Origin of the sequence: Rhizobium sp. BK399 (assembly GCF_014194695.1) — a bacterium.
In the GTDB taxonomy this organism is placed as follows: Bacteria; Pseudomonadota; Alphaproteobacteria; order Rhizobiales; family Rhizobiaceae; genus Rhizobium.
This window is the reverse complement of sequence record NZ_JACIAH010000001.1, coordinates 1,287,046-1,313,663: the sequence shown is the minus strand read 5'-3', so window position 1 is coordinate 1,313,663 and position 26,618 is coordinate 1,287,046. Positions and strand designations below refer to the sequence as shown.

Annotated in this window: 28 protein-coding genes and 1 pseudogene; 10 read left to right on the top strand and 19 right to left on the bottom strand. The window is 60.9% G+C overall.

Annotation, left to right across the window (positions count from 1 at the left end; genetic code table 11):
* A partial coding sequence (locus tag FHT97_RS06525) for a N,N-dimethylformamidase beta subunit family domain-containing protein (RefSeq protein ID WP_348649614.1) occupies nt 1–2,919 on the bottom strand: 2,919 nt, incomplete at its 3' end.
* On the opposite strand from FHT97_RS06525, the gene FHT97_RS31515 reads away from it, so the two are divergent.
* Together FHT97_RS31515 and FHT97_RS06520 are read left to right on the top strand one after the other, a co-directional pair.
* Nucleotides 2,891–3,445 (top strand): hypothetical protein, encoded by a 555-nt coding sequence (locus FHT97_RS31515; protein WP_348649613.1) that lies wholly within the window; start codon nt 2,891–2,893, stop codon nt 3,443–3,445. The two genes, FHT97_RS06525 and FHT97_RS31515, sit on opposite strands and share 29 nt — an antisense overlap.
* Before the next feature lie 290 nt (nt 3,446–3,735).
* A pseudogene (locus tag FHT97_RS06520) lies at nt 3,736–3,974 on the top strand (AAA family ATPase); the annotation flags it as partial.
* Between the two features lie 81 nt (nt 3,975–4,055).
* Here FHT97_RS06520 and FHT97_RS06515 read toward each other — a convergent pair.
* Nucleotides 4,056–5,003 carry an aldo/keto reductase gene (locus tag FHT97_RS06515; protein ID WP_183860686.1) on the bottom strand — a complete coding sequence of 316 codons (948 nt, stop codon included), beginning with the start codon at nt 5,001–5,003 and terminating at the stop codon, nt 4,056–4,058.
* A gap of 181 nt (nt 5,004–5,184) precedes the next feature.
* On the opposite strand from FHT97_RS06515, the gene FHT97_RS06510 reads away from it, so the two are divergent.
* A complete protein-coding gene (locus tag FHT97_RS06510; protein ID WP_183860684.1) occupies nt 5,185–6,171 on the top strand; it encodes a Gfo/Idh/MocA family oxidoreductase in 987 nt (328 codons plus the stop codon).
* A 1-nt stretch (nt 6,172) separates the two neighbouring features.
* Here the strand turns inward: FHT97_RS06510 and FHT97_RS06505 are convergent, their stop codons facing one another.
* Both FHT97_RS06505 and FHT97_RS06500 read right to left on the bottom strand, forming a co-directional pair.
* Nucleotides 6,173–6,550 carry a GtrA family protein gene (locus FHT97_RS06505; protein WP_183753436.1) on the bottom strand — a complete coding sequence of 126 codons (378 nt, stop codon included), beginning with the start codon at nt 6,548–6,550 and terminating at the stop codon, nt 6,173–6,175.
* On the bottom strand, nt 6,547–7,560 hold the full coding sequence (locus FHT97_RS06500) for a glycosyltransferase family 2 protein (RefSeq protein ID WP_183860682.1): 1,014 nt from the start codon (nt 7,558–7,560) through the stop codon (nt 6,547–6,549). The genes FHT97_RS06505 and FHT97_RS06500 overlap by 4 nt, the downstream gene beginning before the upstream one ends.
* 156 nt (nt 7,561–7,716) lie before the next feature.
* Between FHT97_RS06500 and FHT97_RS06495 the strand changes: the two genes are divergently transcribed.
* Complete coding sequence (locus FHT97_RS06495) at nt 7,717–9,555, top strand: hypothetical protein (RefSeq protein ID WP_183860680.1); 1,839 nt, start codon at nt 7,717–7,719, stop codon at nt 9,553–9,555.
* A 3-nt stretch (nt 9,556–9,558) separates the two neighbouring features.
* Here the strand turns inward: FHT97_RS06495 and FHT97_RS06490 are convergent, their stop codons facing one another.
* From FHT97_RS06490 to FHT97_RS30760, 3 genes are all read right to left on the bottom strand, one after another.
* A complete protein-coding gene (locus FHT97_RS06490) occupies nt 9,559–9,795 on the bottom strand; it encodes a hypothetical protein (RefSeq protein WP_183860678.1) in 237 nt (78 codons plus the stop codon).
* Between the two features lie 124 nt (nt 9,796–9,919).
* The gene (locus tag FHT97_RS06485; RefSeq protein ID WP_183753428.1) at nt 9,920–10,183 is read right to left on the bottom strand and encodes a hypothetical protein; all 264 of its coding nucleotides are present in this window, start codon (nt 10,181–10,183) and stop codon (nt 9,920–9,922) included.
* 82 nt (nt 10,184–10,265) lie between these two features.
* Complete coding sequence (locus FHT97_RS30760) at nt 10,266–10,436, bottom strand: hypothetical protein (RefSeq protein WP_246712559.1); 171 nt, start codon at nt 10,434–10,436, stop codon at nt 10,266–10,268.
* A gap of 196 nt (nt 10,437–10,632) precedes the next feature.
* Here FHT97_RS30760 and xseA point away from each other — a divergent pair, with 196 nt between their 5' ends.
* Both xseA and FHT97_RS06475 read left to right on the top strand, forming a co-directional pair.
* Nucleotides 10,633–12,222, top strand: a complete 1,590-nt coding sequence (gene xseA, locus FHT97_RS06480) for an exodeoxyribonuclease VII large subunit (protein ID WP_183860676.1) — start codon at nt 10,633–10,635, stop codon at nt 12,220–12,222.
* Nucleotides 12,223–12,308: 86 nt separating this feature from the next.
* The gene (locus FHT97_RS06475) at nt 12,309–13,418 is read left to right on the top strand and encodes an endonuclease/exonuclease/phosphatase family protein (protein WP_183860674.1); all 1,110 of its coding nucleotides are present in this window, start codon (nt 12,309–12,311) and stop codon (nt 13,416–13,418) included.
* 66 nt (nt 13,419–13,484) lie between these two features.
* Here the strand turns inward: FHT97_RS06475 and FHT97_RS06470 are convergent, their stop codons facing one another.
* Complete coding sequence (locus FHT97_RS06470) at nt 13,485–13,967, bottom strand: MarR family transcriptional regulator (protein WP_183753422.1); 483 nt, start codon at nt 13,965–13,967, stop codon at nt 13,485–13,487.
* Nucleotides 13,968–14,067: 100 nt separating this feature from the next.
* On the opposite strand from FHT97_RS06470, the gene FHT97_RS06465 reads away from it, so the two are divergent.
* Nucleotides 14,068–14,976, top strand: a complete 909-nt coding sequence (locus tag FHT97_RS06465; RefSeq protein ID WP_183860672.1) for an EamA family transporter — start codon at nt 14,068–14,070, stop codon at nt 14,974–14,976.
* On the opposite strand, the gene FHT97_RS06460 is transcribed toward FHT97_RS06465, so the two are convergent.
* Both FHT97_RS06460 and FHT97_RS06455 read right to left on the bottom strand, forming a co-directional pair.
* Entirely contained in the window at nt 14,924–16,177 is a 1,254-nt protein-coding gene (locus FHT97_RS06460; RefSeq protein ID WP_183860670.1) for an aminopeptidase, read from the bottom strand. The genes FHT97_RS06465 and FHT97_RS06460 overlap by 53 nt on opposite strands.
* Nucleotides 16,178–16,294: 117 nt before the next feature.
* Nucleotides 16,295–17,011, bottom strand: coding sequence for a glutathione S-transferase family protein (locus tag FHT97_RS06455; protein WP_183860668.1), 717 nt, complete (start codon nt 17,009–17,011; stop codon nt 16,295–16,297).
* A 20-nt stretch (nt 17,012–17,031) separates the two neighbouring features.
* Between FHT97_RS06455 and FHT97_RS06450 the strand changes: the two genes are divergently transcribed.
* Nucleotides 17,032–17,535, top strand: a complete 504-nt coding sequence (locus tag FHT97_RS06450; protein ID WP_183860666.1) for a MarR family winged helix-turn-helix transcriptional regulator — start codon at nt 17,032–17,034, stop codon at nt 17,533–17,535.
* A 2-nt stretch (nt 17,536–17,537) separates the two neighbouring features.
* On the opposite strand, the gene ybaK is transcribed toward FHT97_RS06450, so the two are convergent.
* The 4 genes from ybaK to FHT97_RS06430 are packed head-to-tail and all read right to left on the bottom strand — an operon-like array spanning nt 17,538 to nt 19,980.
* A complete protein-coding gene (gene ybaK / locus FHT97_RS06445; RefSeq protein WP_016552399.1) occupies nt 17,538–18,011 on the bottom strand; it encodes a Cys-tRNA(Pro) deacylase in 474 nt (157 codons plus the stop codon).
* Between the two features lie 3 nt (nt 18,012–18,014).
* Nucleotides 18,015–18,365, bottom strand: a complete 351-nt coding sequence (locus tag FHT97_RS06440) for an ArsC family reductase (RefSeq protein WP_183860664.1) — start codon at nt 18,363–18,365, stop codon at nt 18,015–18,017.
* A complete protein-coding gene (locus tag FHT97_RS06435) occupies nt 18,366–19,421 on the bottom strand; it encodes a succinylglutamate desuccinylase/aspartoacylase family protein (protein ID WP_183860662.1) in 1,056 nt (351 codons plus the stop codon).
* 34 nt (nt 19,422–19,455) lie between these two features.
* A complete protein-coding gene (locus tag FHT97_RS06430; protein WP_246712558.1) occupies nt 19,456–19,980 on the bottom strand; it encodes a hypothetical protein in 525 nt (174 codons plus the stop codon).
* 322 nt (nt 19,981–20,302) lie between these two features.
* Here FHT97_RS06430 and FHT97_RS06425 point away from each other — a divergent pair, with 322 nt between their 5' ends.
* On the top strand, nt 20,303–20,866 hold the full coding sequence (locus FHT97_RS06425) for a methylated-DNA--[protein]-cysteine S-methyltransferase (RefSeq protein ID WP_183860660.1): 564 nt from the start codon (nt 20,303–20,305) through the stop codon (nt 20,864–20,866).
* A 32-nt stretch (nt 20,867–20,898) separates the two neighbouring features.
* Here the strand turns inward: FHT97_RS06425 and guaA are convergent, their stop codons facing one another.
* From guaA to FHT97_RS06410, 3 genes are all read right to left on the bottom strand, one after another.
* A complete protein-coding gene (guaA, locus tag FHT97_RS06420; protein WP_183753406.1) occupies nt 20,899–22,461 on the bottom strand; it encodes a glutamine-hydrolyzing GMP synthase in 1,563 nt (520 codons plus the stop codon).
* Between the two features lie 93 nt (nt 22,462–22,554).
* Nucleotides 22,555–23,193: a 5'-methylthioadenosine/S-adenosylhomocysteine nucleosidase gene (locus FHT97_RS06415; protein WP_016552405.1), complete on the bottom strand. Its 639-nt coding sequence runs from the start codon at nt 23,191–23,193 to the stop codon at nt 22,555–22,557.
* Nucleotides 23,190–23,633, bottom strand: a complete 444-nt coding sequence (locus tag FHT97_RS06410; protein WP_183753404.1) for a PaaI family thioesterase — start codon at nt 23,631–23,633, stop codon at nt 23,190–23,192. Before FHT97_RS06410 ends, FHT97_RS06415 begins: the two co-directional genes overlap by 4 nt.
* Before the next feature lie 242 nt (nt 23,634–23,875).
* On the opposite strand from FHT97_RS06410, the gene FHT97_RS06405 reads away from it, so the two are divergent.
* Entirely contained in the window at nt 23,876–24,934 is a 1,059-nt protein-coding gene (locus FHT97_RS06405; RefSeq protein WP_183753402.1) for a GH25 family lysozyme, read from the top strand.
* 81 nt (nt 24,935–25,015) lie between these two features.
* Here FHT97_RS06405 and FHT97_RS06400 read toward each other — a convergent pair whose 3' ends face one another.
* Both FHT97_RS06400 and FHT97_RS06395 read right to left on the bottom strand, forming a co-directional pair.
* Nucleotides 25,016–25,468, bottom strand: a complete 453-nt coding sequence (locus FHT97_RS06400) for a TspO/MBR family protein (protein ID WP_183753400.1) — start codon at nt 25,466–25,468, stop codon at nt 25,016–25,018.
* A 61-nt stretch (nt 25,469–25,529) separates the two neighbouring features.
* Nucleotides 25,530–26,618: a DUF1513 domain-containing protein gene (locus FHT97_RS06395; protein WP_183860658.1), complete on the bottom strand. Its 1,089-nt coding sequence runs from the start codon at nt 26,616–26,618 to the stop codon at nt 25,530–25,532.

Below are 26,618 nucleotides of genomic sequence, written 5' to 3'. Positions count from 1 at the left end.
GGCCTGGATCTGGATCGGGCTGGAGAACTTTGCGGTTTGCCAACCGCTGAGAGACTCGTTGGTGAAAGTTACAGTCGTCAGGAGCGTGCCGTCAGTGCTCCAGATCGAACCAGTGTGGGTACCCGTATCGCCGGCCGCCTTATAGAAACGAATTCCGGTGATCGAACCGCTGCTCGATGAGGTGAACTTCATGCCCAACTCGACTGCAGAATTGTCGGTAAAGGCCTGCCCCGTGGGACCTTCGTTCGGCTGAAACAGCGAAACGCCGGCAGCAACTTCCTCCACGGAAAGGCTCACGCTTCCCTGGTCCGTGCCACCTCGCCCGTCGGAAAGGGTGTAGCTGAAGCTTGCAGGCCCGATGTAGTTGGCGTTCGGTGTAAAGATCACGTTGCCGGTCTGAGTATCCAGCGCAACCGTTCCGTTGACTGCATTGCCAACGCCGATGATCGTCAGCGCATCACCATTGGCGTCAGCATCATTGGCTGTCAGCGAGGCAAATGACACTGTCAAAACGCCATTGCGGGAGATGGTAAAGCCGCTGTCGTCGGTTGCCACGGGTATGCTGTTCGGACCAGCGTCAAACACAACATCAACCCAGTAGTTTGATCCGCCAGGGTTGTTGCCCGGGAAGGTACTGGTGGCGCCGTATGCATAAACACCACCACCATCAACTGCCTTCAGCACGCCATTGGTATAGGTCGAGCCAGGAGTGAAATAGTTCTCGGTGACTGAATAGAAGCCGTTGCTGTGATAGGAGGCAACGAAGGTCGTCCCCGCGGGGATATGAATTGGAGTGGAAAAGGTGACTGTTTGCCAGCCTGAAAGGGACTCGCCCGTCGATACGCCCGTGGCAAGCAGTGTCCCATTGGCGTCCCACAAACTGACTTTATGTTCACCAACGTTGTAGAAGCCTTTGTAGAAGCGAATCCCCTCGATATAGCCGCCGGTGGTGGACTGAAAACGGACCCCGAGCTCGACGCCGTCGCGGTCGACCGCAGTCTCGAGCGTGGGCTTGGAGGCCAGTGTCCAAAGACCGGTCGTGTCCGGCAGTGTGACAGTGACCTGCTTTCCGGACGATGGCGTCTCCAGGTTGACGCTGTCGTCGACTGCACGCGACATGATCGTGTAGGTGCCGCTCGCCTGGACGACCCAGTTGTAGCTCCAGTTTTCACGGCCGGTTGCCTTGAACCAATGCTGGCCGCCGTCAGTAGACACCTCGATCCCGGCGATAATGCCGCCGCCGAAGTCCTGGGCCGTTCCAGTGATCGTGACGTGCTGGCCTTCGACAAAACTCGCACCGATGATTGGCGACGTAATCGTTGATGTTGGCTTCAGGTGGTCAGTGGACTGCGTCGCGAGAATAAGGCTGGCATCCAGAGTCGTTGGCTGGATGCCCATGTCCGCGAACATGTTGACCATAGCCTGCTGGACGTTAGGGTCGGTTGGCGTCTCGGCGCCTTGGTGTTGATCGTTCAATCCCCAGGACCAGAAAACGGTGCCTGCGCCGAACACCAAAGCTCCGCTTGCGGCTCTGTACATCGTCAGGCTGTGGTCGACGACGGCATCGCCAACGCTTGTTCCATAATCCCGGAGGTAAGTGTTCACCGCCACCGTAGACAGAGACAGGTTGATCAGCCCGTCTGGCCGGAACCCATTTTCGACGTCGGAATCCCATTCATAGCCAAGCAGGTTCTGGACGAGATTGTATGTTTCTCCGGGCTGGAGGTTGGCAACGTCGGTGTTTCGCCAGAAACGCAGGTTCGAATAGTCATAAGGTATTGAAATTGTATCGGAGCGATAGCTGTCGACCGTGAACATGGTTCCGGTCAGTGAGTTCTCCGGCTCCTGTCCGGGGTCGGCATAGCGTGGATCGCGCCAAGTGCCGGTGCCGATATCGCTCGGATCCGTGCTTGTCCCCCAAGTCTCCTTGTAGCAAACCATGGTCCGGTAGGCTTGGCCGTTGCCGTCAATGCTGCTTTCCCATCGTACTTTCCAGTAGCATTCATTTCCGCTCCAGAACGCCAGGTTGACGCCACTATCGCGGGCTGCTTCGACGTTCGCGCGCTGTTCGCCTGACCAGTATTCGTCGTGGCCAACGGAGAGGTAGGCTTGATGGTTGAGGAGCAGATTGCCATTGCGAGACGCATCAACGCCGGAGATGTAGGAGACGTCATAGCCGTTTTGCTCAAGCCATTGGATTGCTGAGTGCTCGGCGCCAAAGATGTAGTCCCACGTTCCTCCCATCACGCTTGTATTGGTGATGATCGGCCGGTTGTAGCTGATTGCCGATGCACGCCCAATCGCAGTCAGGCCGCAACTGCAGTTTGGAGGCATGTAGCCGATCATGTCTGCTGGGTCGACCGGTACATTGCCTTCGTAGAGGCTCGCCCCACCCCATGCATTGTAGGCCTGCCAGGTCGTGTCGGAGGTCTGGAAGACGATGTCGCTGTGCGAAGCATCGTCGCGCACGACAAACGGAATGATGCTTGCGTCTTCCGTCCCGTCCTCCCGCACCAGTTTGGCGATGTACACGCCGGATACTGCGTCATCCGGAATCTGCCAGCTCGCTGAAACCGACCAGTTGCCACAGTCGATAAGGCCAAGCGACATGTCGACGATGGGGTGCGGCTGGATCTGAGCCGTCGTCAATGACTTGTCGATCGACGCAACCTTGCGCGCGCCGTCGCCGCCGTAATAGCCGAGACGATAAATGTCGATGCGGTAATGGGTCGAGTCCGTTGCGATCTTGAAGTCTACGGTGCCGCCGACATTGGTGCTGATTTCCGTCGCAAAGCCCTGAATAGTCCCGCCGCCGTCGCCGTCGAGGCCCCATTCACTGATCGGGTCGCCTTTCAGCGCGTTTTCGCGGGCGATCTTGTTCAGCGTTGGAGTGGCCGCTACTGCCGCTGTGACTGTCATCACAGGTGTCGTCGAGGCCGTCGCGGCCAGCGTCGCCGGCGCTGACGTGGATGACGCGGACGAAGCATCGTCCTCAGCCGTCCCCACACTTGCGGCCGAAAACCTCAGGATCGGCGCACTCGACGTATCGCTTGCGCCCGAGACCGGCAGTGTCACCTCGGGAGCAGCCGAAAGGGCAGATTCCAGCGACGTCGTGGCAATCGGCGTGGAAGGATCGGGAGGCAGGACCGTGCGTGGCTTCGCTGTCGTCTGTGGGTCGGGCGTGGAAGAACTTGTCGTCGATGCCCCGGCGGTCGTTAGCGCGAAGCTGGCTCCGCCGGTCGTATCGCCTGTTGAGGGCGCACCTGAAGCCGGAGACATTTGCGACGTGGCTGGATCACTCGTCAGAGGAGATGCTGTGGTCTGTGCTCCCGTAAGCGAGCTTACCGAGCCGACGGCGTTCACGTCGGTAATCGGCGGAGCCCCCGTTGAGGAACCTACTGTTGCGTTCGCGAGAAGAGCACTGCCAGTGACCGCTGCGCTGTAAACGCTCGACGTTCCGCCGTATGCGCTCAGATAGTCGCGGTTCTTGATGTTGATCCTCAGCATGACGAACGCCCCTCACTCGCACTGCGACACATGTCCAGGGAAGTATCCTGTCATGTTTGCGGAAAGAGAGAACGACAGTAATCAGCGGTATGATGTATCGCGACGCATACACCAATAGGGTTACATCTTATCTATGGAGCTGTTTTATTCAATTTTACACCGCTTAGCCGAAGGTAATACTTAAGAAGCTGGCCAGGCTGAGGGCTCGTGCGAGTTCTCGGGTCGGTCAGTCTTTCGCGGTATGGCCGTCTGTCGGATGAGCAGAAAACCGCGATCGAACGTGTCGCCGGATCGGAGCGCATCACGGCTGTGCCGGCGCTGGCAAGACGACAATGATGAAGGCGGCGCGAGAGGCGTGGGCGGCGGCCGATTATAGGGTCGTTGGTGGCGCTCTTGCGGGCAAGGCGGCAGAAGGCTTGGAAAAGGAAGCTGGCATTGCCTCCCGCACGCTGTCCGCCTGGGAACTTAATTGGCCAAGAAGCTCGCGTCAGCGCGCTCCGTGCTCGCGCTTCGCATAGCGGATCGTCACGGCCATCGGCTGGCTCCCGTCACGCGCCCGCAGTGTCGAGCAGTGCCATTGCCTCGTCGGAGAGCGAAACTGTCGCCGACTTGGTTAGGCTGTCAAGCTGCGACAGGCTGGTGGCGCTGGCGATCGGCGCCGTCACGCCCTTCTTTCTGAGCAGCCAGGCAAGCGCGATCTCCGCCGGCTTGGCGTCGGTTTCCGCCGCGACCTTGTCGAGCGCTGCAAGGATGCGCATTCCCTTGTCGTCGAGATACTGCGCCACCCGGCCTTCTCGGGCGCGGCCTTCCGTATCGGCCTTGCTGCGGTATTTTCCGGAGAGAAAGCCGGCGGCAAGACTGAAGTAGGTGATGACGCCGATATCTTCCTTGACGCAGAGATCGGCCAGCGGTCCCTCGAAGCTAGCGCGTTCGTAGAGATTGTATTCCGGCTGGATCACGTCGTAGCGCGGCACGCCGACCTTCTCGGCGGCATCGAAGGACGCCTGAAGCTGTGTCGCGTCGAGATTGGAGCAGCCGATCGCGCGGATCTTGCCTTGCTGCTTCAGCTTGGCAAAGGCGCCGAGCGTTTCTTCATAGGGCGTGTTCTCGTCAGGCCAATGCGAGAGGTAGAGGTCGATATGGTCGGTTTGCAGCCGGCGCAGCGAATCCTCGACCGCCTTCAGGATATAGGTTTCCTTCAGCGTCTTGCCCTGGCCCATGTCGGAGCCGACCTTGGTGATGATGACAGCCTTGTCACGGGAGACCTTGCCGCGCTTCAGCCACTTGCCGATGATCTCCTCGGAATCGCCGCCCTTGTTGCCCGGCACCCAGGCCGAATAGACGTCGGCCGTGTCAATCGTGTTGAACCCGGCGTCGAAGAAGGCATCGAGAATGTCGAAGGATGTCTTCTCGTCGGCGGTCCAGCCGAAGACGTTGCCGCCGAAGACGATCGGGGCGATTGAAAGGCCAGTTTTTCCAAGACGGCGCATATCCATGGCGCTCTCCTAAAGTGCTGAATTGATTGAAATCGATGACGCGACAGAACGCCGCCGGGAGGTAACCTAGCGCGGCCATCGTGCGATGGAAACCTGCTCCTTGAATTGTGATCACGCCATTGCGCCGCCGCCGTCGCCTTACTAAGGTGCGCAAAAATCGAACCAGGAGAGGAGTGAGGCTATGCTGCGTTTTGGTATTCTTTCGACCGCGAAGATCGGCCGTGAACTCGTTGTCCCCGCCATCCAGGACGCCGAAAACTGCGTCGTGACGGCGGTTGCCAGCCGCGATCTGGCGAGAGCCCGGGAGATGGCGGATCGCTTTTCCGTTCCGCACGCCTTCGGTTCCTACGAGGAGATGCTGGCTTCCGACAAGATCGACGCCGTCTATATCCCGCTGCCGACCTCGCAGCATGTCGAGTGGACCATCAAGGCCGCTGACGCCGGCAAGCACGTGCTCTGCGAAAAGCCGATTGCGCTGAAGGCCGATGAGATCGACAGCCTGATCGCCGCCCGCGACCGCAACAAGGTTCTCGTCACCGAGGCCTATATGGTCACCTACACGCCGGTCTGGCGGAAGGTCCGTTCGCTGATCGCGGATGGCGCGATCGGCACGCTCTTGCATGTCCAGGGCGCATTTACCTATTTCAACCGCGATCCCGGCAACATGCGCAATATCCCCGAGCTCGGCGGTGGCGCGCTTCCCGATATCGGCGTCTACCCGACGATCGCAACACGCTTCACGACCGGCAAGGAGCCGCTCCGTGTTCAGGCCGTTACCCGCCGCGACCCTGAGTTCGGCACCGACATCTATTCGAGCGTCAAGGCCGACTTCGGCGACTTCGAGCTGACCTTCTATGTCGCAACGCAGATGGCGAACCGCCAGGTCATGGTCTTCCACGGCACGGATGGCTTCATCGAGGTGAAGTCGCCCTTCAACGCCGACCGCTGGGGCGCCGAGGAAATCGAGCTGACCAACCGCAGCCACAATGAATCGACGATCTTCCGCTTCCCGGACAGCCGTCAGTACAAGCGCGAAGCCGAAGCCTTTGCGCGGGCTGCCAAGGGCGAGAGTGAAGAGATCGTGACGCTGGAGAGCTCGAAGCTCAGCCAGAAGTTCATCGATTCGATCTATCGCGCGAGCGAGAAGGACGGCTGGGAGCCGGTCTGATTCAGTCGCGGCGGAAGACGAAGCGGGAATAGCCGATAAAGCTGAACACCATGGAGGCGGCGGTGGAGAGCACCATCGCCGCGAGCGGCTGCAGGTCGGGCAGCCGCAACAACAGCGCTGAATAGAGTCCATAGTTAACCAGTGCCGCGGTTACGCCGACGGAGCCGTAGCGAAATCCCTCGACGGCGAGCGAATGTCCCGAGCGATCGAACGTGAAAGTTCTGTTGAAGAGCCATGTCGTCGCCATTGCGAGAGCAATCGCGATCAAGCGCGCCAGGAATGGGCCAAGTGGCGTGACATGCAATAAAAACGCCAAGACCCCGGCATCCACGAGAAAGCCAAGGCCGCCTGCAATCGCGAAGCGCAGCAGCTTCTTCATCTGCTGCCGTTTCTACTCGGCAATTGTCGGGCAGTGTCGAGATCATCCACCAGCAACGGCGTCTGCTCGCGTGGGCGAGGGGACGCAAGGCTCATATAGTGGATACGAAGCTGTTCGGCGCGGGCGCGCGAAACGGAGTCCAGGATCACGCCGGCGGTAAACATCATGAATGATACCATCATCAGTGCCATGGACAGAACCCATGTCGGCATTCGGCTGACAAGACCCGTTTCAAAATACTCGACGAGAACAGGCGCCATGAATCCCAGACTGGCCAGCATAAAGGCGGCGCTGACGATGCCAAAGAACGCGAAAGGGCGGGTTTCCTTCATCAGCATCGCGAACATCCAAAGGATCTTTGCGCCGTCCTTGAATGTGGAAAGCTTGGAATGAGAGCCTTCCGGCCGGCGGCCGTAGTCCAGCTCAAGTTCGCTGATCGGCAGCTTCAGACGCGATGCATGCACGGACATCTCCGTCTCGATCTCGAAACCTCCCGAGACGGCAGGGAAGCTCTTGACGAAGCGTCGCGAGAAGACGCGGTAGCCCGAGAAGATATCGGTGAAGTCGGTTCCAAAGATCGTTCGGTAGAGCACGTTGAAAATCTTGTTGCCGAAGGCGTGACCCTGCCTGCCGGCGTCCGCCTGCACGCCTCGCCGCGTGCCGACGACCATGTCGGCGCGCTCCGTCAGTAGCGTGCGGATCAGTTCATCGGCGTCGTCGGGGGAGTACGTCGCGTCGCCATCCGCCATGATGTAGATGTCGGCGTCGATGTCGGCGAACATACGTCTGACAACGTGGCCCTTGCCTTGCCGCCGTTCACGCACGACGCTTGCGCCGGCAAGCATCGCGTGGAGGGCGGTGCCATCCGTCGAGTTGTTGTCGTAGACATGTACCACGGCGCCCGGCAGCGCAGATCGGAACCCCCGGACAACGGCGCCAATGGTCGAGGCCTCGTTGTAGCACGGTAAGAGCACCGCAATATTCAGATTGTCGATCCGCGATCCAGTCATGATCAAACCCGTGGCGAAGAAATCCGTTCAAGAATAGATGGTGGCCGTTAACAACTAGCTATGAATCCCACGAAAACCGCCGGCCAGTGGGACCTTTACGGTTTCTTGACAGGAGCGCGTTACTTTCTTGCTACTCAAAACGGTGAGATCCGCTTCATGACGAATGTTGCCCAGATGGTCGATGCGCCGACATCGGCATCGTTGACCGCCAAGCTGCGCACCATGATGATTAGGCTGTGGCCTTCGGCGCTCCTCTACAGCGCCCTCCTCGTTGCCGCGATCCTGGCTTTGAAGCTGCCTGGCGCCACGGATTATGTCGGCGCGGATAACGATGACGGTATGCGGCTTGTCGAGGTGCGCGATTTCCTGAACGGCCAGGGCTGGTTCGACCTGATGCAATACCGGATGGGTCTCGGCGAGGGCACGTTGATGCACTGGTCCCGCCTAATTGACCTTCCTATCGCCACGCTGATCAGATTTTTCGAGTTATTTCTCCCGCAGGAGCGGGCAGAGGCGCTTGCGCTTGCCGTCTGGCCGCTTTCACTAACCGTCCCCAGCCTCTGGGCCATGGGGCTTGCCGGCCGCCGCATCGGCGGCGTGTTCGGAATGCACATCGCCTTAGGGCTGACCGCAATGCTGTTGGTCGCCAGCAACCGTTTCCTGCCTGGCGCAATCGACCACCACAATGTCCAGTTCGCGCTGGTCGCCATCATGACGGCGATGCTGCTCGATGAAGACCATCGACCGCTCAGCTACGCGGTCGCAGGACTGGCGGCAGCAACCGCGATTGCCATCGGCGCCGAAACAACGCCTTTCGTGGCGGCAGCGTGCGTGGTTGTTGCCATCTCGTGGGCGTGGGAAGGCGAGCCGTTCGCAGGCGCAGCCAAGGCTTTCGGATTGGCCTTGGCTCTTTCGATCAGTCTGCTTTTCTTCGGTACCGTTCCACCGCGGCTCTATTCGGCAGTCAGCTGTGATAACCTGTCGCTCGGCTACTACAGTCTCGCGGCGATTGGCGGCGGGCTGTTGCTGTGTGCCGCCACCCTCGCCAGCAGAACAAGCCGGCTGCTGCGGTTTGTCGTTCTGGGCGGGATCGGCGCGGTCGTCCTCGCCTCTGCGATCACGATCGCTCCGCAATGCCTCCGCAACCCGCTGGCTGACCTCGATCCACTCCTTGTCACGCTATGGTTGGACGGGGTGCAGGAAGCTCAGTCGATTGTTGCGCTAGACCAGCGGGATCCGTTCACGCTCGGCTTTTTCTACGCAACCGGGGTTTTCGCAATAGCCGTCTGCATCCTTCGCCTTGTTTTCAGGGACCGGGTGCGAATTCACCTGATCCTTCTTTTCCTTCTTTCCGTCAGCTGGGCAATCGCGGCCTTTCAGGTGCGCGGCACGATGTTTTCCAATCTTCTCGCGGTCCTGCCGCTGACGTTGCTGATCATCGACCTGCGACGTCTATCGGCCAGCGACAGCGAGGATGTCGCCGCTGCCTTCTGCTACCTTTCCACTGTTCTTATGAGTGTGGCGGCAGTCTGGGGGCTCACGGGAGGGCTGATCGGTATGCAGGTGAACAACGAGAGCGTCCTGCAAGCGGCGTCCACAAAAACCTCTTGTGCGTCGAAGTCGGCTCTGGCGCCGTTGGCCGATGTTCCCCCGGGCCTTGTGGCGGCGCCGTCCGACGTGGGCGTCTCGATTCTCCGCTTTACAGGGAATCGGATTCTGGCCGCGCCGTACCATCGAAACCAAGGTGGCATGCTGACGGAAATGCATATCGGCCTGGCGGAACCGCAGGAAGCCGAGGCCTTCCTGAAGGGTGCAGGGGTCACGGTTCTGGCTTTTTGCGCCGACTATCCGCAGACCACGGAGCTCGCCAAAATGAAGCCGGATGGTCTTTACGCGCAGCTGACGAAGGGAATCGTCCCGGCTTACCTGAGGCCGATTCCAGCGCCCGAAGGTGCACCCATTCGGTTCTTTCGTTACGTGCCCACTGGGACGTAGAATTTAGACGAAGCGTCGGCGATCGAGGATACGCGCGAAAGCGTGGAGGCCGAGAAGGCAGATCAGAAGGCCAGCGTCATAGCAAACGATCGCGGCTGCAAGATCCAGAATGGATGTCAATGACACCAGGGCCGCGCAGGCGTAGGCGACGCAGACGAGGCAGCCGACCAACACCATCGAAAAGATCGAACGCATTGGCGCAGTGGCAAAGCCCAGTGTGGTGGCTGTCAAAGCGATCATCAGCATCTCCTGATTTGCTTCAGTATAGACGGGTCTGTCTTGTCGAACAATTAATGGAGCGGTTTGTTACGGTTTTCCCCAGTGTTCGCAATCGGCACAGGAGCGCCGCTGGCGGGACGGGCACCTAAGCGAGCCCGAGAACGCTCTCTGCCGTAGTGCCGGTGGCATGGACACGGGAAACCCGCAGCGGCAGCAGCGACCCGTCTGAAACAGAGGCAAAGGTCAGAACCTGCCCCGACGCCAGGGTCACAGCCAAGTCTCCGCCGATGCCGACATAGACCGCTCTTGTAATCTCCGGGAGATCGAGATTGTCATTGGGAACGATGGCGAAGCCGGCGCTTGCCGGACCAGTAAGAGAGGGTGCGTGGGAAGCAAAACGGTCGGACATGCAAAATCCTTTTGTCGTTTGCCCGATCATCGCTCTCCAAGGATTGTCGGGGAAAACGGTCCCGCGAGTTTCGCGGCGTGGTTCAATGAAGCAACTGATTTGCCACGGAAAAAACCGAGCTCTTGCGAATTCGGTTGAAAAAACATCCCCCTGTCGAGCCAGAAGCGACGCCTTCCCTGTCTACGTCGCCGCCGAGGGGCTGGTTGAAAAAGCGCTCATACCGGTCGAAGAGCTTCCTTAGGCTGATCTCCATGGTTTCCTCTCCGGATGCGGCTTGGTTCGGCAAGGGCGTGAGCCGAAAAAGCCATTGTTGCGAGATTCCGACTAAGCGGCCTTGCGCCTGGTTTTTTGTAATACCGCCAGACTAGCTTGCGGCAATAGCTGAGTGCGCAGAATGCCTGACTAAGACAAGGGCTGCTCTTTGCCGCCGCATCGGCTAGAACAGGACCATGAGCAATGTCTTCGAGAATGATTCGCCGAGCAATCTTGCCGAGTATTCGGTTTCGGAGCTTTCCGGCTCGATCAAGCGCACCGTCGAGACTGCCTTCGACCAGGTGCGTGTGCGGGGCGAAATTTCCGGCTACAGAGGGCCCCACTCTTCCGGCCACGCCTATTTTTCCTTGAAGGATGACCGCGCGCGTATCGATGCCGTCGTCTGGAAGGGCAATTTCTCCAGGCTGAAATTCCGTCCCGAAGAAGGGATGGAGGTGATCGCCACCGGCAAGGTGACGACATTCCCCGGCTCATCGAAATATCAGATCGTTATCGAAACGCTGGAACCGGCCGGCGCCGGCGCGCTGATGGCGCTCATCGAGGAACGCAAGCGCAGGCTTGGCGCCGAGGGGCTCTTCGACCAGTCCCGCAAGCGGCGGCTACCCTTCATGCCGAAGGTGATCGGCGTCGTGACCTCGCCGACGGGCGCGGTCATTCGCGACATTCTCCACCGCATCTCCGATCGTTTCCCGGTTCATGTCATCGTCTGGCCCGTCAAAGTCCAAGGCGACGGTTCCGGTGAAGAGGTCGCCAACGCCATCAGAGGCTTCAACAGCTTCGAGCCTGGTGGGGACATGTCGCGCCCGGACGTTCTGATTGTCGCCCGTGGCGGCGGCAGCCTTGAAGATCTCTGGAGCTTTAACGACGAAATCGTTGTGCGTGCCGCTGCCGAGAGCCAGATCCCGCTGATCTCGGCGGTCGGACACGAAACTGACTGGACGCTGATCGACTATGCCGCAGATGTGCGCGCACCGACGCCGACCGGAGCGGCCGAGATGGCGGTTCCGGTGAAGGCCGAACTGGGGGCGCAGACAGCAGCACTCGCCGCGCGCCTGCAGGGGTGTATGAACCGCCGCATGGATCATCATCGCCAGTCGGTTCGGGCTCTCGTCCGCGCGCTGCCTTCTCTGGATCAGCTCTTGGCCCTGCCGCGGCGCCGGTTCGATGAGGCGGCCGCCGGTCTTGGCCGCGGTCTCGAACTCAACACGATCAATAAGCGCCGTAGTTTTGAGCGGATCGCCGCGCATTTGCGGCCCGATGTCCTGTCGAACCGCATTACGGAGCGGCGCCAATATCTGAACGAACGTATGACGCGCGCGGAGCGGACGATCGAGCGTCTTCTCGACCGCTCGAAATCGCGGGTTGGCCGTGCGGACGCGATTTTTGCGACGCTGCCGGCGCGCCTGAAGACCCAGACGGCGCGCCAGCGTGATCACCTGGCCAATCTGTCACGTCACGCCGACACCGCTGTCAGGCATCAGCTAACGCGGGCACGCGGTGAGCTCACGGCTCAAGATCGTGTACTGCAGTCCCTATCTTACAAGAACGTGCTGAAGCGAGGCTACGCGGTTATCCGGGACGACGAGAACAGGCCCGTGTCGCAGGCGGCGATGTTGGCGTCGGGGACAGGCATCTCGATCGAGTTTGCGGATGGTCGTGTCGGCGCGGTGACGACGGACGGGGGCGCGTCCTCCTCCGCGCAGAAGAAACGAGCCGCGAAACCGCACGACGAGCAGGCGCCGCCAAAGCAGGGAAGCCTATTCTAGGTGGTCATCAGCCGCTGAATGTCACGCGGACATCATGGAAATGCAACATATGCGTGCCAACCTTTCGATAAATGGGAGGGAGAAACGTGAGGCTTGCATCGTTCAATGTCGAAAACCTGTTCGACCGCGCAAAGGCCATGAACCTGGACACCTGGGCGGAGGGGCGAGTCGTTCTGGACCGCTTTGCAGAATTGCAGCAATTGTTGGGGCAGGTCACCTACAGCAGCGCCGACAAAGCCCGCATGGCCACCTTGATCATCGAGCTCGGCATGGAGGAGAGCGATATCGGCCCCTTTGTCATTCTTCGTCGCAACCGGGGCAATCTTCTGAAGCGGCCAAGGACTGGCGGCGTTGTGATAACGGCCAATGGTCGTATCGATTGGGTCGGGTCGCTCGAGCTGCGAGACGAGCCGATCAATGAAATCGCAATGCAAAACACCGCGCGCGTCATGAGCGACCTCAATGCCGACGTCCTGGGGATTGTCGAAGTCGAAAGTCGGCCGGTCCTCGCGGCGTTCAATACGCAGGTGTTACCGGCTGTGGGCGGCATGCCCTTCAATCAGGTCATGGTTATCGATGGCAACGATGAGCGGGGGATCGATGTCGGGCTCCTGACGCGCAACGGCTTCGTCCTCGATATCATGCGCAGCCACGTCGACGATCGGGATGCGGCAGGCAACCCGATCTTCTCCCGCGATTGCCCGGAGTACTGCGTGACCACTCCTGCAGGAGTGACGCTGCTTGTCATGGTCAATCATTTCAAGAGCAAGGGTTTCGGGAGCGCCCAGTCCTCCGATGCTCGCCGGCATGCGCAAGCGCAACGAGCTCGGGACATCTACGAGAAGCGCATCGCCGAAGGGTTCGACCATATCGCGCTGATTGGTGACCTGAACGACACACCAGACAGCGCTCCGCTGACGCCGCTGAAAGAGAGCACGCTCCGGGACGCCTTTACACATCCCGCGTTCGACGACGGCGGTTTTCCCGGCACCTTCGGCCTTGGCAACGCCGGCAACAAGATCGACTACCTCCTCCTGTCGCCGAAGCTTTTCGACAAGGTCGAGCGCGGCGGCGTCTTCCGCAAAGGCGCCTGGCCCGGAAGCCGGCCGAGACGCTGGGAGACGTATCCGGAACTCACCGAGCCAAAACACGCGGCGTCCGATCATGCCGCGATCTGGGTCGACCTGAACATCTGAGGCCAAAGCAAGGAGGCTGCCGCCCACCGATGCCAAGGGCACACGCGAGGAGGGCGGCTGGTCCGGCTACTCGAATGTCGCCAGAAACTTGCGCAGCAAGGCGTCAAGCTGCGCTTTCTCCTCGGCGCTGAAGCCCTGCGTCAAACGCTGCTGATTGGCGACGTGCAGACCGACTGCGCTTTCCACGGCGGCAAGTCCCGCTTCGGTCAGGGCGATGAGGACGCTTCGCCGATCGTCGGGATTGAGAACGCGCTCGACCAGCCCGGCTTTCTCCAACTGGTCGATCCGGTTGGTCATGGTGCCGGAGCTGACCATCGTCATGGAGAGCAGATCGCCCGGTGAGAGCCGATACGGCGCGCCCGAACGCCTGAGGGTTGCCAGCACATCGAAGGACGAGGAGGACAGCCCCTGCTGCTGCAACACCTGGTCCACCTCGCGGGCGAGATGCGTCGTCAGCCGTTTCAGCCGACCCATGATGCCCATCGCCTCGGTATCGAGGTCGGGGCGCTCCCTTTTCCATTGTGCAAGTATCTTGTCGACGCGATCCATCGGCCAGCCCATTCTTCCGGGGAGATTGTTATCACCATGTCTCTTGACGTCAAGATAAATGGCGCTAGATTATATTTATCTTGATATAGAGATTCTTGAGATGAAGAAAACTGGAGCGCCTCTTTCCGATGTCCTGATCACGGCGCTGGCGCCAACGATCTGGGGCAGCACCTATTTCGTGACCACATCCTTCCTGCCGCACGGATATCCACTGACGGTCGCTTTCCTGCGCGCCTTGCCGGCCGGGCTTCTGCTGCTTGCGGTCGTCCGGCAACTGCCGCAAGGTATCTGGTGGGCTCGCGTGTTTTTGCTCGGCGGCCTCAATTTCTCGTTCTTCTGGGCAATGCTGTTTGTGTCTGCCTATCGGTTGCCAGGCGGCGTTGCCGCGACGGTTGGGGCCATTCAGCCGCTTATCGTCATCCTGCTGTCGCGCATCTTCCTCGGCAAGCCGATCCATGCTCTTGCCGTGGGTGCCGGGCTGATCGGGATGACGGGCGTCGCACTGCTGGTGCTCACGCCCAACGCGGCGCTCGACCCGATCGGCGTCGTCGCGGGCATCGCGGGTGCGGTCTCGATGGCGTTCGGCACGGTGCTGACGCGACGATGGGCTCCGCCGGTCTCAAATCTTGCCTTTACCGCATGGCAGCTGACGGCGGGCGGCATCCTGCTCGCGCCCGTCGCTTTCTTCCTTGAACCCGCGCTGCCGGTGCCGACTACAGCCAGTGTCCTCGGCATGGCCTATCTTGGCCTGATCGGCGCAGCCTTCACCTATCTGCTGTGGTTTCGGGGGCTCGCGCGCATCGAGCCGTCCGCCGCGGCCTCATTGGGCTTCCTTAGTCCGGTCACAGCCACCCTGCTGGGTTGGCTGGCTCTTGGACAAAGCCTGACGCCCGCGCAGCTCGTCGGCTTCGCAATGGTGCTCGCGAGCGTCTGGCTCAGTCAGCGCGCAATGTCGGTCAGGCCCACTCGCCCTGACGCATCACCGGAACCCGCGAGCCGTCTGGCCTGACGCCGTCGATATCGACCTGGCCGGAGCCGATCATCCAGTCGATGTGGATCAGGCTCGAGTTGCCGCCTTGGGCCTTGATCTGCTCCTGCGTCAGGCTGGCGCCGTTGACGAAGCATTTCGAATAGCATTGGCCGAGCGCGATGTGGCACGAGGCGTTCTCGTCGAACAGTGTGTTGTAGAACAGAATGCCGCTCGCTGAGATCGGTGATGAATGCGGTACCAGCGCCACTTCGCCGAGCCGCCGTGCCCCCTCGTCGGTATCCAGCACCTTGTTCAGCACTTCCTCGCCACGCGAGGCCTTTGCTTCGACGATCCGGCCGCCGTCGAAGCGAACCCGGATATTGTCGATCAGCGTGCCCTGATGGGACAGCGGCTTGGTGCTCGAAACATGGCCCTCGACCTTGAGCGCATGCGGGGTCGTGAAGACCTCCTCGGTTGGAATGTTCGGATTGCAGGTGATGCCGTTCTTGGCGGTCGACGAGCCGCCATGCCACTCGTGGCCGTCGGCAAGGCCGACCGTCAGATCGGTGCCGGGCCCGGTGAAGTGCAAGGAAGCGAAGCGCTCCCCATTCAGCCAGTGTGAGCGTTTGGCAAGATTGGCATTGTGCTCAGCCCAGGCGGCGATCGGGTCTTCGACATCGACGCGCGACGCCGCAAAGATCGCCTTGGCGAGCCTGGCAACGGCGATCGCTTCCGGATCGTCAGGGAAGACCAGCGCCGCCCAGGACGGATTGGGGTAGGAGACGATGTTCCAGTTGATGTCGAAATTCGAGATCTTCTCCAGCGCCGGCTTGTAGGCCGCCGAGTTCGCCCGATTGGCGCGACCAACCTTTGCCGGATCCTGTTCCGAAAGCAGCATCGGATTGTCGCCTGAAACGGCAAGCCGGGCGGTGCCCTTTGCATAAGTCTTTGCCATGCCGTCATAGAGCCAATCGGATGCGCGATCGAAGCTCTGATCGCTGCCGTATCTGTAGCGCGCGAGCGTCGACTCCTCGTCGGAATAGAATGCCGTCACCAGCCCGGCACCCGCCATGTAGGCATGCTTGGTAATCAGGCGCACGAGGGGCAGGGCGACGACCGGGGCCGTGATCACGAGGTCCTGGCCCGTCTGCAACTGCAGCCCGACCTTGACGGCCACCTCCGCCAGCTTTTCAAGCTTTACGGGATCGACTGAGGTCTGGCTTTGCGGCATGAAATTCATGGTCGGTCACTCCTCGAACAAAACGGATTGGCCGGTAGACTTAGACCCCTTTGCGGCGAAATTGAAGTTGCTTGTCAACCGATGGCAGCTCTTTGCCGCCACCGGCTTATGCCGGGATTAGGCGGCCGAAACGGATGGCTGCTGCAACAGTACCGCATCGTGGCGCTTCAGGAAGGCCATCAGCCGATCGGCATAGTCAGGCCCGACCGCGGCCTTTACGCTCGGCCTCTCCGACAATGCTTTCCGCCAGGCCTGGACGCGGTGCAGGCCGGCAAAGATGCCGCTGTCGCCGATGGTGTTGAAAACGTCGAAGTAGCGAAAGATCGGCGCGAACACCGCATCGACCAGACTGAAGCTGTCGCCCGCGAAGTAGGGGCCGCTCTTCAGTTCGGTTTCGATGGTCGCGAACTTCGATGCAAGGACCTGCCGTTTTGCCTCTAGTTGGGCGCGGTCCTGGGTCGTCTCGTAGACCCAGAGGTCGGACAGGATCGAAGAGCCGAACTCCATCCAGCCGCGGTGGCGTGCGCGCGTCAACGGATCGGCCGGATGAAGGCTCGCGCCGTCCTGCGTCTCCTCCAGATACTCGCAGATCACACTGCTCTCGAAAAGTACCTCACGACTGCCGTCGCTGTCGCGGACGCAGAGCAGGGGCACCTTGCCGAGCGGCGAAATCTCAAGAAACCAGCCGGGTTTGTCTGCGAGATCAATGTTGATCCGCTCGAAGGGTACTCCCTTCTCCGCCAGCGCGATCGCAGCGCGCTGCACGTACGGGCAAAGGTGGTGGCTGACGAGCAGCAGAGCCGAACCCGGTGCTTGAAGTGGCAAATGATCCATAGTGGGCATCTCCATTGTAGATGCAATTGCATGTAGTAGCTGTTGCGCCGAGGTTCAAGGTAGATGTAAATGCATGTATGAACAAAAAGAACGAAACGACGCCCTCCGATGCGGCGATCGATGCCTGGATCGGGCTGATGCGCGCGCAGCAGCGACTGCTCGGTCAGATCGAAGCGGATCTCAAGTCGGCCGGGCTTCCGCCGCTCGGCTGGTACGACGTGCTCTGGGAACTGGTGCGCTCGCCGCAGGGCAGGTTGCGGCCGTTCGAGATCGAAGAGCGGACGTTGCTCGCCCAATACAATCTCTCGCGACTGATCGACCGCCTCGAGAAGGCGGGGCTGGTGCAGCGCCAGACGTTCGACCGGGACGGGCGCGGGCAGTGGGTGGTCGTTACCGAGAAGGGGCGGGCACTGCAGAAGCGCATGTGGACGGTCTATGCCAAGGCCATCGAGGCCAACTTCGGCGCAAAGCTGAGCAAGGCCGATGCCGCGACGCTCGGTTCTCTGCTGGCACGCTTCAGCTGAGATCAGGCAATGAGCGGTGCCGCTGCTGCCTTCAGCGTCTTCAACGCGTCCTTCGGGTCAAGCCGAACCTGTAGGCCGCGTTGTCCGCCATTGATGTAAACCTGCGCCTCGGCAAGCGCCGCCTCTTCGATTGCCGTCGGCACAAGCTTCTTCTGTCCGAACGGGCTGATGCCGCCGACGTGGTAGCCGGTCAGGCGCTCGGCATCGGCGGGCTTCATCATGTTGGCGGACTTTCCACCGAACGCGCTAGCGAGCTTCTTCATGCTGACTTCACGATCCGACGGCACGACGACGCAGACCGCCTTGCCGTCGACCTCCGCCATCAGCGTCTTCAACACGCGATGCGGCTCCTCGCCAAGCGCTTCTGCCGCCTGCAGGCCGACGCGCTCCGCGTTCGGATCATAGTCGTAGGTATGGACCGTGAAGGCAATTCCGGCTTGGCTCAGAACCTGCGTGGCGCGCGTGGTTTTCGACATCGATCAGGCCTTGAAGAAGCTGCCGTAGATCTCGGGCTTGAAGCCGATGAGCAACTTGCCGTCCGCCTCCACAACCGGCCGTTTGATCATCGACGGCTGCTCCAGCATCAGAGCGATTGCCTTGCCCTCGTCGAGATTTTCGCGGTCAGCGTCAGGCAGCTTGCGAAAAGTCGTGCCGGCCCGGTTGAGCACGGTTTCCCATCCGGCTTCCTTCGTCCAGGCCTGCAGGTGGGCGCGATCGATCCCGACAGCCTTGTAGTCGTGAAACTGGTAGGCGACGTCATGCTCTTCCAGCCAGGTTCTGGCCTTTTTCATGGTGTCGCAATTTTTGATGCCGTAGATCGTGACGGTCACTTAGTCCTCCAGTGTTCCGGGTTTGCGCGTCGCCTTGCTGGCGGTCTTGCAAGCAATCTTCATCAGGTCGGCGCGGCGGCGAACGAGCCGCTCGGAGCTGCGGGTCACGATCAGGCCGGCCTGCGGCGCACGAATCTCGAGGCTGCCGTCAGCCATGCCGGGGCGAGTGATCAAGGTGGCAAGCACATCGCCTTCGCCAACCCATTCGCCGATATTGTGGTGGAAGAGAACCGTGCCGGCCTCCGGCGCACGGACGATCTCGATATTGTCGAGCGGTACGGCGGGACCATCGAAGGCCGGCAGCGAGACGGCGGCATCGATTGCGCCGCGGCTCGCCAGGAATTTCCACAATCCCTCGGCATCCTTCTTCGCCATCTCGGGATAGACATCACGGCGGCCGCGAAGCTCGACGGTGACGGACAGTTTCCGGGGCAGGCGCGATTGTTTCTCCGGCGTCTCGTATTTCCAGGCAAAACCGACGGCCTCCTCGAAGGCGGAACTCTCGCCATCGGAGAGGAGCACCGCTTCCATATCCATCGCCGATGCGAGATCGGCTGCCTCCGGCCAGAAAGCCTCGTCGATGTAGGCATACTGCAGCGATTCGTCGTCGCAATGCAGATCGATCACCAGATCGCAGCCGAGCGCCATATGCAGCAGCTGGCGCTTCAGCTTGTCGATGGCGGAACGGTTCTCGAGGCCCTCAAGCAACCCGTCGCGATCCTTCACCGAGATCAGCGGAAACTCGCGATTGAAATTGGTCCGTGATCCAAGATCGAAGCGGCCCTGAAGCTCGCCGAAATGCGACTGGGCCGCGCCGATCGGGTTGGCATGCGGGACGACGATGATGTCGCTCTTGATCTGACCGGCGTTTTCCGACTGGCGCAGTCTTTCACACAGGAAGTGAACCAACGCCGTGCCCGGCAGCTCGTTGGCGTGGAGAGCCGCCTGAATGTAGACCTTCGGTGCCTTGGGATCGCTGCCCTTGAAACGAAGAACCGGCAAACGCCACTCGATACCCGCCGTGTCACCGGCAATAATGATCTCGGACGTGTTCATGTCGTTCTCCGCTTCATGCCTTGTCGCAGGAGCTTTAAGCGAGTTCGATAGCCGGAGGCAAGGTGTTATCCGCGCGCATGAAGCGGCCAGCGCCCGAGTTCTTCGTAGCCGGCTTGGCCTTGGCGATTGTGTAGCAGAACGAATTCGCGCGCAGCCATAACGACTGGCTTCTGCAGGGCGAACGCGGCACCATGTCCTTGTCGTAGAGGAGCGTGGCGTGAGGTTGAAAGTTCGGGTTCAGATTGGCGTCTGCGCCCAACCGGTGCATCTCGATCGCGATTTGCACACGCAGTTGCCGTAACAGTTCCCGTCCGCCATTGCCGGCGAGTACGATCGCGTTGTCCTGCGGCAGCAGGACGGTGATGATATGGTCGAAGGCGAGCTCGAACTGACACGCATCGATCGCCGGTCCTGCCTGGCGTTCCGCCGCGATGACCCCCTCGGGAATGCGGGCGCGCTCTTGCCGACACAATAGTGCGAAACATGGACGACGGCTGGCGGACGTGGCGATGCGAGGGGAAGGTGTTCCCGCTGCAGCCACTGCTGGATCGCCACGCATTCGTCGAGCGATCGCGAGTCCGGCAAAATCGCAAAGAGAAGGCTTTCCCGGTCGAAGCGCGACGGTTGTTGGCGCGTCTTCGGCGAAGCGAAATCGAAAGATGCCTGCAAGTCCTCGTGCATGATCGGCTCCTGGGCAACGGCCGTTTCTCATTCTTCACGGAAGACAGGGAGCCTAACATTTGATCTTGAAATGACACGAACAAAAAAAGAACATAAGGGCGAACGATCGACCGGAGCAAGCTCGTGCGACGCAAGAAACGGGTTGAATTCCGGCCGCGACGGCACGATCTTCGGAGTGAACAGCAGGGAGGCAATGACCCATGCAACAGGCAATGCATCACTATCTGATTTTCGAGACGAGCGGTGGCTTCTGCGGCATCGCCTGGAATGATGTCGGCATTACGCGGTTTCAGCTGCCGACGTCGAGTGCCGAGGCAACCGAGCGATTGCTCCTTCGCCGCATTCCCGGCGCCGAGCCGGCGAAGCCGACGGCCGCCGTTGCCGAAGCTGTTGCCGCAGTGAAGCGCTATTTCAGCGGCGAGCCGACGGACTTCTCAACCGTGAAGGTCGATCTCGCTGGTCAGGATGCCTTCTTCAGGCAGGTTTACGATGCTGCCCGCCAGATCGGCTGGGGCCACACGACCACCTACGGTGCGCTCGCGAAACAACTCGGCGTAGGGCCGGAGGCCGCCCGCGACGTCGGCCAGGCGATGGCGAAAAATCCGGTCGCCTTGATCATCCCCTGCCATCGCGTGCTAGCGGCCGGAAACAAGATCGGAGGCTTCTCCGCGCCCGGCGGCTCAACGTCCAAGCAGAGGATGTTGGAGCTCGAAGGCGTTAGCCTGGCGCGGCCAAAGCCGGTGCAGCAGTCACTTGATTTCTGATGGACGTCGCCTCGATTGAGGCGACTCTCAAATCATTCCCACTCGATCGTGCCGGGCGGTTTCGACGTCACATCGTAGACGACGCGGTTGATGCCACGTACTTCGTTGATGATGCGGGTAGCGGCGCGGCCGAGGAATTCCATGTCGTAGTGGTAGAAATCCGCCGTCATGCCGTCGACCGAGGTCACGGCGCGCAGTGCGCAGACGAATTCGTAGGTGCGGCCGTCGCCCATGACGCCGACGGTCTGGACGGGAAGCAGCACGGCGAAGGCCTGCCAGATCGCGTCGTAGAGACCGGCCTTGCGGATTTCGTCGAGATAGATGGCGTCGGCTTCGCGCAGAATTTCCAGCTTTTCGCGGGTGATGCCGCCGGGGCAGCGGATCGCGAGGCCTGGACCCGGGAAGGGATGGCGGCCGATGAAGCTGTCGGGCAGGCCGAGCTCCTTGCCGAGCACGCGCACTTCGTCCTTGAAGAGCTCGCGCAGCGGCTCGACGAGCTGCATGTTCATCCGCTCCGGCAGGCCGCCGACGTTGTGGTGCGACTTGATCGTCACCGATGGGCCGCCGGTGAAGGAAACGCTTTCGATCACATCGGGGTAGAGCGTGCCCTGGCCGAGGAAGTCGGCGCCACCGAGCTTCTTGGCCTCTTCCTCGAAGGTCTCGATGAACAGGCGGCCGATGATCTTGCGCTTGGTCTCGGGGTCGGAAACCCCTTCCAGTTCGCCGATAAACTTGTCGGATGCGTCGACGTGGATCAGGTGTAGATTGTAGTGTTCGCGGAACATGGCGACGACGTTGGCCGCCTCGTCCTTGCGCATCAGGCCGTGGTCGACCAGTACGCAGGTGAGCTTGTCGCCGATCGCTTCGTGGATCAGCAATGCTGCAACAGAGCTGTCGACGCCGCCCGAAAGGGCGCAGAGGACACGCTTGTCGCCGACCTGCTCGCGGATTGCCTCGACGGCCTTCTGGCGATAGGCCGACATCGACCAGTCGCCCTTGATGCCGGCGATGTTGTGAATGAAGTTGGCGATCAGCTTGGCGCCATCGGGAGTGTGTACGACTTCCGGGTGGAACTGCACGCCGTAATATTTGCGCTTCTCGTCGGCAATGAAGGCATAGGGTGCGTTCGGTGAAGTCGCGACGACCTCGAAACCTTCGGGGAGCGCCGTGACGCGGTCGCCGTGGCTCATCCAGACCTGATGGCGCGAACCCTTCGACCATAGGCCCTCGAACAGCGCGCTGTCTTCGTCGACTTCGAGGAAGGCGCGGCCGAATTCGCGGTGATGGCCGCTCTCGACCTTGCCGCCGAGCTGCATGCACATCGTCTGCTGGCCGTAGCAGATGCCGAAAACGGGCAGGCCGCTGTCGAAGATGATCTGGGGGGCGCGGGGCGAGCCTTCATCCACCGTCGAGGCCGGGCTGCCGGACAGGATCACTGCCTTCGGCTGCAGGCGCTTGAAGCCTTCTTCGGCGGACTGGAAGGGAACGATCTCGCAGTAGACACCCGTTTCGCGCACGCGGCGTGCGATCAGCTGGGTTACCTGGCTGCCGAAATCGACGATGAGAACGCTGTCTGGATGTGCTGTCTGGGTCATGGCGAGCCTTTAATGAAAAGCACCCGGTCTTGCAATGCGCGAAATCCTTGGCTGGAGGATTTTATTGTCCCGATTGTCCCTGTTTAGCAGGGGTTAGAACCAGAATACCCCGTCCTCCAGCGCCGTAAACAGACTGTCGACGGCATAAGACAGCTTGCGATCGACGACATGCAGGTATTCTGTCCAACCGGAAATGTGCTGCAGTTCCTCCACACCGTCTGAAATCCCGCGCAGGCCGATCAGCGGCAGGCCATAGGCCTGGCAGGCACGCAGGATTGCGAAGGTCTCCATATCGACCATGTCGGCGGCGATGCCGCTGTAGGCCTGCCCGGACACGACGTTGCCACCGGTCGAGAGGCTTGCTTCGGCAATGCCCGGAATCCTCAGCGGCAATTCGACGACGGCGGGCAGATCGAGAAAAGGCGTGCGCCCCTTTTCGAAACCAAGTGGCGAGGCGTCCATGTCGCGATAGGAGACTGACGTGACCTGGTAGACTTCGGTCTGCTCAAGCTTGGACGAGCCCGCCGATCCGAGCGAGACGACGAGTTGTGGCAGGTCGTCCGCGTTATCCAATTCCGTCAGTGTCCGCGTGAGGGCGACAGCCGCCTCGACGGGGCCGACCCCGGTCATCAGCGGCTCGAAGCGGGAGCGCAGGAACGGACCGTATTCGGCCTCCGCCGCCATCACGAACAGAATGGATTTGCCGGCGACCGATTTCAGCTCAAACTTCATCCCGAAATTCCCTCTCTGCCACGGATGATCATCATGGTGCTTGTCATGGAAGCAATCAGCTTTGCCGGCCCGTCGCCAATCGCGTAGCCGCGCCCGTCCGCGACGATGATGTTCGATCCCGGCTTGGTGATCTCGCCGCGAAACAGAAAACGCTCGCCCCGGCCCGGCGACAGCAGATTGACCTTGAATTCGATCGTCAGAATGGATGCTTCGGCGTCAATGACGCTATAAGCGGCAAAACCACAAGCGGAATCGAGCGCCGCGGAAATCACGCCTGCATGCAAAATACCGTGCTGCTGGGTGAGCTTGACGTCGAATGGCAGCTCGATTTCCACCGTTGCCCGCTCGACGCGGGTCAACTCGGCGCCAATGGTCTGCAGCGCCGCCTGGCGCGCAAAGTTTCTTCGGATCCGCTCGTGGAAGTCGCCGTTGTCAGTCATCGCTTTGCCTTTTTTGCCGGCGCGAAAGTGGCATGGTGCGTCGCGTCAGACAAGCGGTTCCCGGAAATCAGTTGGCAGAAGGTTTCTGCGCGCTGGATGTTGTCTGACTGACGAAGCGTCCCGTGCCGCGCGTAAAGATTGGATTCAGTCTTTTTTGGTAATTTTCCATTAGCCATTGCCTTTCAATGGTTCCCCGGTGGCGGCTCCCTGCCATCGACAATTGTTTTGCGTGCGGGTTCTCAATGCGTCTATCGGCTGCGCCAGCGTTCTTTCTTGCTTCTCTTGCTCTGTCCGGCTGCACATCCAGCTTGGGGCCGGACCTTGTCGCGAGCGTGCCGTCCCGCGAGACGACCAGCTCGGTTGCACGCCCAAGCGCGCCTGTGCCGGCAAGCCCGGTGCCATCGGCGGATGTTGCAGAAACGCCTGCGGCAACGGCGCCAAGACAGGAAGAATTGGCCTGGGCCGGCCCGGTTCCTCAGCCACGAGCCTTCGAACCGCAGGCAGGCGTGTCCGCCGCCCCCATGCCTTCGGAAAGGCCGGTTGCAACAGTCCAGCCAGCCGTGCTAACGCCGACGGCCCCCGAAATCGACGACGCGCCGCGGACACGCTCGCGGATCTACAACCATCGTTTCCGCGACGTCAAACCGATCAATTTCGGCTCCTCGTCGCCCAGAAAGCTTGCCGTCCATGGTGTCGACGTTTCGCGCTGGCAGGGCGATATCGACTGGCAGAAGCTGAGAACGCAGGGCGCGAACTTCGTTTACATCAAGGCGACCGACGGTGGCGATCACCTCGATCCGATGTTCCGGAAGAACTGGCGCGACGCCAAACAGGCCGGGATCAAACGCGGGGCCTATCACTTCTTCTACTGGTGCCGCACGGCGGGCGAACAGGCTGACTGGTTCATCCGCAACGTTCCCCGCGAAGCCGGGGCCTTGCCACCGGTCATCGACGTCGAATGGAACGGCGAGTCGAGCTGCAAGCGGCGAGTCTCGCCCGAGAAGGTTCGCGAGAAGATGCAGGTCTTCATGGACAAGCTGGAGCAGCACTACGGGCAGCGGCCGATCATCTACACCGCGCCGGACTTCTATCGCGACAACCTGAAGGGAGCCTTCCTGAACTATCCCTTCTGGCTGCGTTCGGTCGCGGCGCACCCTTCCAAGGTCTATCCCGGACGCCGCTGGGTGTTCTGGCAGTATTCAGGCTCCGGCATCTCGCACGGCGTTGACGGCCGGATCGACCTGAATGTCTTCCACGGCAGCGAAGCGGACTGGCACGACTGGGTCGCCAAAGCCGATTAGAATCCGGCAAACGAGCTCTCTTTTTCTGCCTTCGGGCGGAAGCCTCCGTGGCTCGCGACCGACGATCCCGCTGCCGCTGCTTCAGTTCAGATAGACGATCGAGGCGTTGAGAAGCGTCGCGAAACCGACCCAGATGGCATAAGGCATGAAAAGCAGCGCGGCTGCCCGGTCGGCGTTCCAGCGGTTGACGACAAAGGCGATCACTAGCCCCAGCAACAGCACGATGACGACCAGGGAGGCGGAGAGCATCCGCATGCCGAAAAAGAACGGCGACCACAGAAAGTTCAGTACCATCTGCCAGGCCCAGATCAGCATGCCGACGGAGAGATGGCCGCGCAACCATGTCCGCGCACCGGCAATACCAATCAAAACGTAGAGGGTGAGCCACACAGGGGCGAATATCCAATCAGGTGGATTGAACGGCGGCTTGGCGAGGGATTGATACCATTCACCGGGCAAATTGTTGACGCCGACAGTCAGGCCCCCGCCGAGCGCGATGGCGATGAAGACGACGTAGGTCAGGGCTCTGCTCATCCGCGCTAGATAGGGCGAGCGCACCCTCCAACCAGATCGCTAGCGATCTTTTGCGCACAATTCAGACGGCCGCAATACGCACGATATGCTGGTCCCAGGCCACATCGCTCCGCGTTGATAAAAACCCGCCATCATAGGATGACACGGCAAAGCCGGTCTTGGCCGCTGCAATCCCAGCCGCGTCAGGCACGACCGCTTCACGCAGCACGCGGCCGCTCTTCGCATCGATCGTCACGGATGCACCGCCCTTGGGCGAGGTGATGCCGACGAGCCCATCTGCCCGGTTGATGGCGATAGCTCCGACATAGTTGGCGAGGCGGCGCGTGGTTTCGTCCGGCAGATCGACGAAGCGCAGGTCTTCTCCCTTTGCAAAGGAACCGACGAGCGGCGGCAGGTCGTTGCGGTGACCCTCGTACTGGCACGCAAACCAGATGCGGCCGCTATCGTCGACATCGACGTGACGCGTGGAGAGTTGTGCCCATTGCGACGGCAGAGAGCGCTTTTCGATCAGCGATCCCGTCGCTGCATCGATCAGCGTCAGCGAAGGCTGCATATTGAAAAGATTGAGCTTGGTGCGGCCGAAATCCGGATGCGTTTCAATCCCGCCATTGGCAATGATCAGCATGCGCCCGTCGTCGGACACCGTCATGTCATGCGGACCGACACCGTAGGTCTCGAATTCATCGATACGATCGAAACGACCGGTCGCGTCGTAAAGGCCGATCACGCCGCGATTGGCGTCGAAGGCATTCTCGCTGGCATAAAGGAGCCGACCATCTGGTGAAAAGGCGCCATGACCATAGAAATGGCGTCCCTCGGCGGCGGCAATGGTGATTGGCTCGTTCTTGCCGCGCGGGTCGAAGATCATCGCATAGGTGCCGGGGCGACGCGCAAAGGCGACGGTCTTTCCGGTCGCCCGGCTGAAGGCCATGCCATGCGCCCGCGCGGGAAGCGCAACCTGGTCGATAATTTCACCGCGTTCCGAGACCGTGGCTATGGCATAGGATCCGTCGGCCGTCCGCAAACCGGATGCATAAACAGCATCTGCACGCTCCAGTGCCATCAGCGCGCGCGGCTGCAGTGCCGCCAGGAACGTTAGTCCGGCAGCCTTGACGAAACTGCGCCGATCAATCGCAGAGCTGTTCCACAT